Here is a 9,717-nt window from a genome sequence, read left to right as displayed (position 1 = left end):
CGATGGAGGCGGCTCGGACGAGGGCCAGGGCGCGCCCCGGGCTCCGCCAGCCGGACTTGTCGGTGTGCACAGCCTCGAACGTCGGCCCCTCGGTCACCAGGCGCTCGCCGAGCGCGTCGCCCAGCCGCCGGAGGATCTCGGTGTCGCTCATGGTTCACTCCGTGCAGTCGAGGGCGGGTCGCCCCGATCCTGCCACGGTGGCGCGGCAGGATGGCGGAATGAGCGGAGCGAGACGATGGCGACGGTGATGAGCGCGGGAGTGCTCCTGTACCGCGAAGCGGCCGGCGGCACCGAGGTGTTCCTCGGGCGGATGGGCGGACCGTTCTGGACGCGGCGGCCACGGGCCTGGTCGATCCCGAAGGGCCTGCAGGAGGCGGGCGAGGCGCCGCTCGACACCGCCCGGCGTGAGTATGAGGAGGAGATCGGTGCACCGCCTCCGACCGCCCTCGCCCTGTTGGGCGTTTTCCGGCAGAACTCCGCCAAGACGGTGACGGTCTTCGCCGGACGCGGCGAGGAGAGCACGGTGTTCGTCTCGAGCACGACGGTGGAACTGGAGTGGCCGCGCGGCTCCGGTGTGTTCCGCGTCGTCCCCGAGATCGAGACGGCGCGGTGGCTCTCGCTCGTCGAGGCGCGCGGACTGATCGTCGCCGGTCAGGTGCCGGTACTCGACGCGCTCTCCGCCCTGCTCGCGAGCACGGGTCAGAGCAACTCGTCGTCGACCGGGTCGAATGGCACCGAGACGTCATCGGCCGAGTAGACCGGTGAGGGGCTGCGCAGGCGATCCGCGCGGTCCTGCAGATCGGCGACGAGCTCGGTGTCGACGATCTCGTCGACGACACTCGGTTCGTCTTCCACGAACATCTGGCTCGCCGGGCCCAGCAGCAGCTGGACGGAGCGGATCCCGTCGCCGTGCAGCACAGGCACCTCGACGGTGTCGGCGGTCGACGTGACGGCGAGCATGCGTGCGTACTCGAGCACGGCGAGCGCGATCTCGTCTCCCGTGACGATGCTGTCCTCTGCGTAGTGGATGCGTCTCACGGGTGTCTCCCTCTGCTGCGGGGAGCCCTGTCCCCGCCCGCACCTCAGAGTCGCACGCGCTGCGTCGGGCGGACGCAGCCGGCCGGATGTCCGGCGGGGGCTTCCCCTCCGGGCGGCGACGTGCTCGCTCAGGTGCGACGGGCTCGCTCAGGTGTACAGCGACAGGGGCTGCACCTCGCCGGTCAGGAAGGCGGCGCCGACCTCGAGCTTCTTGTAGTCGACCGGATCGTGCAGCGAGTGGGTGCGCACGTTCCGCCAGTAGAGGTCCAGGCCCACCGAGCTCTTGGCCGAGCTCGACCCCGTCGCCTCGTAGACGCGCGAGGCGGCATCCAGCGCGAGGTCGTTGGTGACGACCTTCACCTTCGCGATCTCGATGGCGAGGGCAGCACGTGAATCGGCGGTCACCGCGCTGCCCCTGGCGATCTCGGCGTCGTGCAGCGCGGCGACCCGGTCGGCGAGCGCCTCCGCCGCTGCGGTGTGCGCGACCAGCTCGCCGTAGAGCCGGCGCACGAACGGGTCCTCGGAGTAGCGCTCAGCGCTGCTGAGGAACCACGCGTTCGGCCGAGCGAGCGTGATCTCACGGGCCCGGGCCAGAACTCCCTCTGCGATGCCGAGGTAGAGGTTGCCGAAGCCGAGCTGGATGCTGGGGGTGATCAGGGTCGCGAACGGCTCGTCGGTCAGCGGCCCCAGCAGGTCCTCCCGCTCGACGCGCACCGACGAGAAACGGACCGAGCCCGACGCGCTCTGACGCTGCCCGAGGTAGTCCCAGTCGCCGAGCGGCTCGACGCCGTCCCGATCGCGCTCGATCACGAAGGCGATCGCCGTACCGGCGTCCGGGCCCTCGGCGATCACCGCGTTGACGAGGGCTACGTCTCCGGCCGAGACGCCGGTCGAGAAACGCTTCAGGCCGTCGAGGCGGTAGCCGTCGCCGTCGGGCGTGAGACGCAGGTCGGGGTCGACGGGATTCACGGAGTCGCCCCAGAGATGCCTGCCCTGGATCGTCGCGCGGTAGAACCGCTCGCGCTCCGACTCCGGGGCGGTGAACGCGATGTTGGCGGAGTTGACGTAGTGGTAGAGCAGCAGCTGGGCGAGGGAGGCGTCGGCGCGCGCGAGGATCCGCACGACGCGGAACGCCGTGCTCCAGTGCGCTCCGCCGCCGCCGAGCTCGGCCGGGTCGAGCAGGTTCACGAGTCCGGATTCGCGCAGCGGCGCCAGCTCCGTGGTCGGGTCGAGGCCGGCGCGGTCGCGCTCGAGCACGTCGAGGGCGAGTACGCGGCCCACCTCCTCGGCGACGGCGCTCCAGCGCGCGGATTCCGCTGCGTCGGCGGCGCCGATCCAGTGGGTGCGCGGACGGGCGAGGGTGCTGTCGAGGGTCATCGTGCGTTCTCCTGGTCGGGGGCGGCGGTAAGGGCAGCGGGGACAGCGGCGGTCCCGGGGTCTGCGGGGAGCACCGCCAGTACCTCGGGAGGCAGTCCGTCGGCCGCTGACGGGCCGCCGGCGTACGCGCCGCGGTAGGCGGCTGCGGGATGGCTGTCGGCGACCCGGGCGTGACCGGGCCCCTGGAGGTACTCGCGGAGAGTGGATCCCTCGTACTCGTCCCAGACGCGCCCGCGTCGGCGCAGCTCCGGCACGGCGAGGTCGACGAAGTCCTCGAACGTGCCGGGCGTGATCACGTAGGCGAGGTTGAATCCGTCGATCCCGCCCACGTCCACCCACCTCTCCAGCTCGTCAGCGACGGTCGTGGGGCTGCCGACGATCACCGGGCCGATGCCGCCGATCGCGAGGAACTCGGCGACGTCGTCCGGCGTCCACTCGCGGGTCGGATCCGCCTTCGTGAAGATCGAGAGCGCGCTGCGGACCGCCTCGGTGTCGACGTAGCGCAGCGCCTCCTCCGGGTCGTAGAGCGAGAGGTCCAGACCCGACCAGCCCCCGTAGAAGGTCAGGGCGCCCTCGCGGCTGGCGTAGCCGAGGTATTCCTGGTGCCGCGCGCGGGCGGCCTCGTCGGTCTCGGCGACGATGACGGTGGCGAGCACGAGGATCTTGATCGCGTCGCGGCCTCGGCCCGCCGCCTCGGTGCGGTCACGGATGTCGTCCGTGGTCCTCCGGGTCAGCTCGGGCGTGACTCCGTTGATGAAGACAGCCTCGCCGTGGCGCGCGGCGAAGTCACGGCCCCGTGGCGACGCTCCCGCCTGGAACACGACGGGGGTGCGCTGGGGCGACGGCTCAGCGAGGTGGATGCCGGGGACGCGGTAGAAGCGTCCGTCGTGCGCGACGGGATGCACCTTGCGCGGATCGGTGAAGACGCCGCGCTCACGGTCGCGCAGCACAGCCCCCTCCTCCCACGAACCCTCCCAGAGCTTGTACGAGACGTCGAGGAACTCCTCCGCCAGCTCGTAACGGTCGTCGTGCGGCATCTGCGTCGGAAGGCCGAGGTTCGTCGCGGCGCTCTCGAGGTAGGAGGTGACGACGTTCCAGCCGATCCGGCCCTTCGTCAGGTGGTCGAGGCTCGAGAGGCGGCGGGCGAGCGCGTAGGGCTGCTCGTACGTGGGGGCGATGGTCACTCCGAAGCCGAGGTGCTCGGTCACCGCGGCCATGGCAGGGATCTGGAGGATCGGATCGCCGACCGGGATCTGCGCGGAGTCAATCAGAGCGGGGCCGGCGGAGTCGCGGTAGACGTCGTAGACACCCAGCACGTCCGCGAGGAACAGGGCGTCGAAGGTGCCGCGCTCCAGCGTCCGGGCGAGCGATGTCCAGTACTCCAGGTCGGTGTACCGGTGCGCCTGGCTGTCGGGATGGCGCCAGAGGCCGGGCGCCTGGTGGCCGACGCAGGTCATGTCGAAGGCGTTGAGCACGATGCGGCGCGGCCGTGCGCCGGTCGCTCCGTGCGCGAGCGGCGTGGGGCTACTCGACGGGACGTCCGAACGGGACGGGGTGCTGGGGGCCATGGAGCGGGATCCTCTTCGTCGCAGGTGGCGCGGCAGCGCCTCGGCGGCTCGACCGTAGCCCCGGCGAGGAACGGGCTCCGGCACTCGCCGCAACGTTTCGTCACACGGGGCGAATATGACGAACGGTGAAGCGGCGACGCGACGGACGGGCCGCGCGTCCAGCACGATCGGTGCCGACTCCCCACGAAGACCCGGCCCCGGCCCGACCGATCAGGACAGACCCATGCGACGCTCCCGCACTCTCACCGCCTCCGTGGCGCTTCTCGCCGCTGCAGCGCTCGTGCTCTCGGGCTGCAGCCTCAAGACCGACGCCGCGGCGGACGACTCCGGCGCCGCTCCGGCCGCTGCGAGCGCCGCCGTCGACGTGCCCAGCCTCGAGGGGAAGACGATCGGCGTCGCGGCGAAGGACATCGTCCACGACTTCAGCCGCATCGTGTACGAGAGCGTGCAGAACCGCATCGAGGCACTCGGCGGCGAGGTCGTCGCGACGCAGGCCGAGGCCAAGGACGACAAGCACGTCTCGGACATCGAGAACCTCGTCTCGCAGAAGCCCGACGCCATCATCGTGATCCTCGGCGACGCGACGACCCTCGCCCCGGCGCTGCAGGAGGTGGACGACGCGGGCATCCCCCTGTTCACGATCGACAACGTGTCACCGCTCTCGATCAACAACGCTACGAGCGACAACTGGCAGATCGGCTCGACGCTCGCCCGCACCATCGCCGAGGACATCGGGGGCCAGGGGCAGATCCTCGTCTTCAACGGCTTCCCCGGAGTGGCCCCGTGCCGTATCCGCTACAACGAACTCGCACTGGTCCTCGAGGACTACCCCGGCATCACGCTGATCCAGCCCGAGCTGCAGGACAAGTACGAGGGAACGATCGAGGACGCCAAGCAGCAGATCACCGACGCGCTCTCGCGCTATCCGAAGGGCGAGATCTCGGCGATCTGGTCGTGCTGGGACACCCCGCAGATCGGAGCGGCGCAGGCGGTCGACGCCGCGGGCCGCGACGAGATCAAGATCTACGGAGTCGACGCCGACCAGGGAGCCCTGGATCTGATCCAGGACCCCGCCTCCTCCTACACCGCCACGGTCGCCCAGCAGACCGAAGCGATCGGGAACGGCTCGGCCGAGAACGTCGCCCGCTACCTCGGCGGCGAGGCGGACAGTGTCCCGACCACGAGCTACTTCGCGCCGGTCCTGATCACGAAGGACAACGCCGCCGCGACGATCGAGGAACTCGGACTCGATGGCTGACCTCCTCTCCCCCGCCGCGGCGGTCGACGGGGCCGCACCGGCCCTGGAGATGCGCGGCATCCGCAAGGCGTTCGCCGGCGTCCCGGTGCTGCGCGACGTGGACCTCGACCTCGGTGCGGGCGAGATCGTCGCACTCGTCGGCGAGAACGGCGCGGGCAAGAGCACTCTGATCAAGATCCTCACCGGCCTCTACTCGTCCGACGCCGGCTCCATCGCAATCGATGGGACGACCGCTGCGATCACGAGCCCCCGCGACGCCGAACGCGCGGGCGTGCAGGTCGTGCACCAGGACCGCCACGTGGCAGGCCGCCTGACCGTCGCCGAGCAGCTCTTCCTCGGGCGGTCGGAGGGACGACGCGGTCTCGTCTCTCCGCGTGCCCTGCGGCTGCGCGCCGAGCGCGAGCTGCTCGGACTCGTCGGGCTGGACCTGCGCGGGGACACGCTCGTCGACGACCTGACGGTGGCGGAGCAGCAGCTCGTGCAGGTGGCGCGGGCGCTCTCGCAGGAGCCGCGGGTGCTCGTTCTCGACGAACCGACCGCTCCTCTCGCCGCGGAGGAGGTCGGCATGCTGTTCTCCGCGCTCCGGCGCCTCGCCGAGCGCGGCACAGCCGTCGTCTACATCTCGCACTACCTGCAGGAGGTGCGTCGCGTCGCCTCGCGCGTCGTCGTCCTGCGCAATGGAGCGAACGCCGGCGAGGTGCGCCTGCTCGGCGGCCCCGGCGAGCTCGACGAGATCGTGCGGCTCATGCTCGGCCGCGATGTCGAGGAGTTCGCCGACGGGCCCGACCGGGCGCCCGACACCTCCGCCCCCGCTCTGCTCGAGCTCGTCGGGCTCTCGGCTCCCGGACTCGAACCGCTCACCCTCGCCGTCCGACCGGGCGAGGTCCTCGGAGTGACGGGGCTCGTCGGCTCCGGAGTCGAGACGCTCGCCGACGCTGTCGCGGGCGTCGTATCCCACGGCGGCAGAGTGCTGCTCGGCGGCCGCCGCGTCGCCTCCGCCCGTGCGTTCGTCGCCGCCGGCGGCGCCTACGTGCCCAGCGACCGGCGCCGCGACGGCGTACTCCTGCGGCACACCGTCGGCGAGAACCTGTCGATCGCCGCTCTCGGCGCCGTCTCGCGCTTCGGCGTCGTCTCGGACCGCCGTCGCGAGCGCGCCCTCGCGGCACGCTGGATCGGGGCACTAGACATCCGTCCTGCCGACCCGGAGGCCGTCGTCGGCACACTCTCGGGCGGGAACCAGCAGAAGATCGCTCTGGGCAAGTGGCTCGCCGCGGGCTCGCGGGTCTTCGTGCTCGACCAGCCCACCGCCGGCGTCGACATCGGAGCGCGCACCGCGCTCTACCGCCAGATCGAAGCGCTGGTGCACGCCGGCGCCGCCGTCCTGCTCGTGAGCCTCGACCTCGAGGAGCTCGTCGGGCTCTCGGACCGCGTCGTGGTCCTGCACCGGGGATCCGTCCGCGCCGAGCTCCCGCGCCGCGTGGCGACGAGCGATCGCATCCTCGCCCTCGCCTCCGGTGCCGACGACGCACCCCTCGACCAGGAGACACGATGACCGCTCTCACCCTGACCCGTGCGCCCTCCGGCGCCGCCCCACGCCGGCGCGGCATCGGCGCGCTCGCCGTGATCGGCTACCTCGTGGTCGCTGCCGAGATCGTCGTCTTCTCGCTCGCCTCGCCGGCGTTCCCCACTGCGTCGAACGCGGCCACCGTCCTCCTGCAGGCAGCCGTGCCCGCGATCGCCGGCTTCGGCCTGGCGATCGTCGTGATCACCGGAGGCGACGACGTGGTCACCGGCGGCATCGACCTCTCCTCAGGCCCGGTCGTCGGGCTGTCGGGGGTCGTGGCGGCCGTCGCCGTGCAGTCCGGCTGGCAGGCGCTCCCCGCCATCGCCCTGGCGCTGCTCGTCAGCGTCGGCTTCGGCGCCGTGAACGGCACGGCCGTGATGCTCGGGCTGCGTCCGCTGCTCGCCACGCTCGCCACCTCCGGGATCGTCACGAGCGTGGTCTTCCTCGCGACCGACAACGTGAAGGTGCCGTTGACGGACCCCCTCTTCGCCTGGCTGCGCTCCGGCACGGTCCTCGGCGTCCCCTCGCCGGTGGTCGTCCTCGGTATCACCGCGGCGCTCACCGGTCTGCTGGTCGGCCGCACGCCGTGGGGCGTCCGAAGCTACGCGGTGGGCCAGAACCGCACGGCGGCCAGCGTGGCCGGTATCGCCGTCTGGCGGTACGTCGGCGGCAGCTACGTCCTCGCGGGGCTTCTGGCGGGGGTGGCGGGCATCCTGCTCGCCGCCCGCCTCGCCGCGGCGGTCCCGGGCATCGGCGCTCAGATCCTGCTCGACATCATCCTCACCGCGTTCCTCTCGGTGGTCTTCTCCCGTCGCCTCGTCGTGACGATCGGAGGCACGCTGCTCGCCGCCGTGTTCGTCGCTGCGCTGGGCAACGGCTTCACCCTCCTCGGGGTGGGTAGTCAGTGGGTCGGAGCCATCAAGGGCGTCCTGATCCTGCTGGTGCTCGGCCTCGCGGCCGTCAGAGAACGGGGCTCCCGTCGATGAGCACCCTCACCCCCGCACCTCCGAGCGCACCGGCGATCGTCGACCCGGCGGTGCGCTCCGAGCGCCGCCGCGCCCTCGCCGTCCGGCTGCTCGCCCCCGGCACGGTCGCGGCGATCCTGCTCGTCTTCGGCACGCTCGCGCCCGGGTACTTCGCCGCCGGAAACCTGCTCAGCGTGCTCAGCGCCGGAGCGATCCTGATGATCGCCGCCTCCGCGATGACCGTCGTCGTCCGCACAGGCGGCATCGACCTCTCGATCGGAGTGGCCATCGACCTCGCCGCACTCGGCGCGGCGGGCCTGATCGCCGACGGCTACGTCGGCTGGTTCGCAGTCGCGGTCGGCCTCGGGTGCGGGGCGCTCGCCGGTCTGGTCAACGCCGTCCTCATCGTCGTCCTGCGCATCCGCGCCTTCCTCGCCACGCTCAGCGTCTGGTTCATCGGCACGAGCGTCGAGCAGCTGCTGACGGGCGGAGGCGCGCCGGTCTACCTCCGCCGCGGGACCACCCCCGACGACTTCGCCGCGATCGGGAACGCGACGCTCGCCGGGGTGCCGGTGCCCGTGGTCATCACCGTGCTGCTGGCCGTCGCGGTCTGGCTCCTGCTCGACCGCACCCGCTGGGGCCGGGTCCTCACGGCGGCCGGCGAGCAGCCCACCGCGACGCGCATCGCGGGGCGCCGGACGGGGCTGGTGCTCGCGTCGGCGTCCGTCGTCGCCGCTGCGATCGCCGCGGTCGGCGGAGTGGTCCTCGCCTCCCGCAGCTACGGCTTCTCGCCCGCGGGAGGTCAGCCCTACGTGCTGGACGCCATCGGCGCGGTCTTCATCGGCGCCACCCTCAGCCGGCTCGGGCGCCCGAACGTCCTGGGCACCGCGGTCGGAGTCCTGATCTTCGGCCTCCTCACCAACGGCATGGTTCTGATCGGGCTCTCGTTCTACTGGCAGGGCCTGATGCGCGGCCTCGTGCTGCTCGTGCTACTCCTGGCGACCGCCGCTCTCCGTCGCGAGAGCATCGCCCCGGCGCTCCGCTCGCTCGCCGGCAGCGGGTCGCCCTCGAGGCGGGTCGCACGTCAGTCCGCAGTGGAGTAGACGCGCAGAGCCAGTCGCACGATGCGCACCGAGGCCTCCTCGTAGCCGTCCCGCCGTGCGTCGAAGACTTCGGTCTCGCCGTCGTGTGCCCAGCCCGGATCCTCGCCCCCGGGGCGCCGCACCGCGACGCTCGATCGGCCGGTCGAGTACGACTCCACCACCGGGGCCCGCCAGCCCGGCACCCTCCCGATGATCGGAGTCGCCGTGCGGCCGAGCATGAGCGAGATCGCGCCGCGCAGGCGCGGCCGGCGCCCCGAGTGCAGGATGCGCACGTCCAGCTGTCCGTCGTCGAGGCGCCGGCGGGCGAGCGGCGCGGCCGTGCGCGGGTGCTCCTGGTTGACGCCGACGAAGTACGACCAGACCTGCTCGGTGCGCCCGTCGCGACGCAACTCGAAGGGATCCGCGTGCCGGACCACCGAGAGCGCGGCGATCACCGCTGCGAGCGGCTTGCCGATCGCCTTCTCGCGCTTCTCCCGTGCCGCGACGAACTCGGGGTAGACGCCGATCGACACCGTGTTCAGGACGGTGACGGGCTCACCGCCGTCGGCGACCACCTCGGCCACGTCGACGTCGCGGCGCTCGCCGACCGCCGCGGCGTCCAGCGCGTCCTCGACCGTCAGCAGCCCGAGAGCCTTCGCGAAGTGGTTCATCGTTCCGCCGGGTAGCACCAGCAGGGTCATCCCCTCCGCGCGCGCGACGCTCGCGCCGACCGACACGGTGCCGTCGCCGCCGTAGACGCCGAGCACGTCGGGAGGCGTCGCACCGGCCCGCGTGGCCCGGACCACCGCACGCAGCTCCTCGCCCTCGGACAGCCGGTGCACTCGAGCCCGGGGGGAAGCGCGCG

The 9,717-nt window shown here is 72.2% G+C and carries 9 protein-coding genes; 5 read left to right on the top strand and 4 right to left on the bottom strand.

Features of this window, described 5'->3' with window-relative positions; translation table 11 throughout:
- Positions 1–247 precede the first annotated feature (247 nt).
- Complete coding sequence (locus tag ACH61_RS12075) at positions 248–757, top strand: NUDIX domain-containing protein (protein WP_236713665.1); 510 nt, start codon at positions 248–250, stop codon at positions 755–757.
- On the opposite strand, the gene ACH61_RS12070 is transcribed toward ACH61_RS12075, so the two are convergent.
- From ACH61_RS12070 to ACH61_RS12060, 3 genes are all read right to left on the bottom strand, one after another.
- Positions 700–1,038: a hypothetical protein gene (locus ACH61_RS12070; protein WP_068212359.1), complete on the bottom strand. Its 339-nt coding sequence runs from the start codon at positions 1,036–1,038 to the stop codon at positions 700–702. The two genes, ACH61_RS12075 and ACH61_RS12070, sit on opposite strands and share 58 nt — an antisense overlap.
- Before the next feature lie 147 nt (positions 1,039–1,185).
- Positions 1,186–2,415: an acyl-CoA dehydrogenase family protein gene (locus tag ACH61_RS12065; RefSeq protein ID WP_068212357.1), complete on the bottom strand. Its 1,230-nt coding sequence runs from the start codon at positions 2,413–2,415 to the stop codon at positions 1,186–1,188.
- Positions 2,412–3,983, bottom strand: coding sequence for an LLM class flavin-dependent oxidoreductase (locus ACH61_RS12060; RefSeq protein WP_082845233.1), 1,572 nt, complete (start codon positions 3,981–3,983; stop codon positions 2,412–2,414). The genes ACH61_RS12065 and ACH61_RS12060 overlap by 4 nt, the downstream gene beginning before the upstream one ends.
- 223 nt (positions 3,984–4,206) lie before the next feature.
- Here ACH61_RS12060 and ACH61_RS12055 point away from each other — a divergent pair, with 223 nt between their 5' ends.
- From ACH61_RS12055 to ACH61_RS12040, 4 genes are read left to right on the top strand one after another with little or no spacing between them, the layout of a single operon-like run.
- On the top strand, positions 4,207–5,241 hold the full coding sequence (locus ACH61_RS12055) for a sugar ABC transporter substrate-binding protein (protein ID WP_158286116.1): 1,035 nt from the start codon (positions 4,207–4,209) through the stop codon (positions 5,239–5,241).
- Positions 5,234–6,793: a sugar ABC transporter ATP-binding protein gene (locus ACH61_RS12050; RefSeq protein ID WP_068212355.1), complete on the top strand. Its 1,560-nt coding sequence runs from the start codon at positions 5,234–5,236 to the stop codon at positions 6,791–6,793. The genes ACH61_RS12055 and ACH61_RS12050 overlap by 8 nt, the downstream gene beginning before the upstream one ends.
- Positions 6,790–7,791, top strand: a complete 1,002-nt coding sequence (locus ACH61_RS12045) for an ABC transporter permease (protein ID WP_068212353.1) — start codon at positions 6,790–6,792, stop codon at positions 7,789–7,791. Before ACH61_RS12050 ends, ACH61_RS12045 begins: the two co-directional genes overlap by 4 nt.
- Entirely contained in the window at positions 7,788–8,873 is a 1,086-nt protein-coding gene (locus tag ACH61_RS12040) for an ABC transporter permease (protein ID WP_068212351.1), read from the top strand. Before ACH61_RS12045 ends, ACH61_RS12040 begins: the two co-directional genes overlap by 4 nt.
- Here the strand turns inward: ACH61_RS12040 and ACH61_RS12035 are convergent.
- Positions 8,855–9,717, bottom strand: an 863-nt coding sequence (locus ACH61_RS12035; RefSeq protein ID WP_269085078.1) for a diacylglycerol/lipid kinase family protein, incomplete at its 5' end; no start/stop codon positions are given. The genes ACH61_RS12040 and ACH61_RS12035 overlap by 19 nt on opposite strands.

The organism is Rathayibacter tanaceti (assembly GCF_001634385.1).
GTDB lineage: Bacteria > Actinomycetota > Actinomycetes > Actinomycetales > Microbacteriaceae > Rathayibacter > Rathayibacter tanaceti.
Note: the sequence above shows the minus strand (reverse complement) of the source record. Positions and strands in the feature narration are given on the sequence as shown.

Coding starts and splice junctions, on each gene's coding strand:
- ACH61_RS12065 (WP_068212357.1), bottom strand. CDS start 2,415: ATGACCCTCGACAGCACCCTCGCCCGTCCGCGCACCCACTGGATCGGC.
- ACH61_RS12040 (WP_068212351.1), top strand. CDS start 7,788: ATGAGCACCCTCACCCCCGCACCTCCGAGCGCACCGGCGATCGTCGAC.
- ACH61_RS12050 (WP_068212355.1), top strand. CDS start 5,234: ATGGCTGACCTCCTCTCCCCCGCCGCGGCGGTCGACGGGGCCGCACCG.
- ACH61_RS12075 (WP_236713665.1), top strand. CDS start 248: ATGAGCGCGGGAGTGCTCCTGTACCGCGAAGCGGCCGGCGGCACCGAG.
- ACH61_RS12060 (WP_082845233.1), bottom strand. CDS start 3,983: ATGGCCCCCAGCACCCCGTCCCGTTCGGACGTCCCGTCGAGTAGCCCC.
- ACH61_RS12045 (WP_068212353.1), top strand. CDS start 6,790: ATGACCGCTCTCACCCTGACCCGTGCGCCCTCCGGCGCCGCCCCACGC.
- ACH61_RS12055 (WP_158286116.1), top strand. CDS start 4,207: ATGCGACGCTCCCGCACTCTCACCGCCTCCGTGGCGCTTCTCGCCGCT.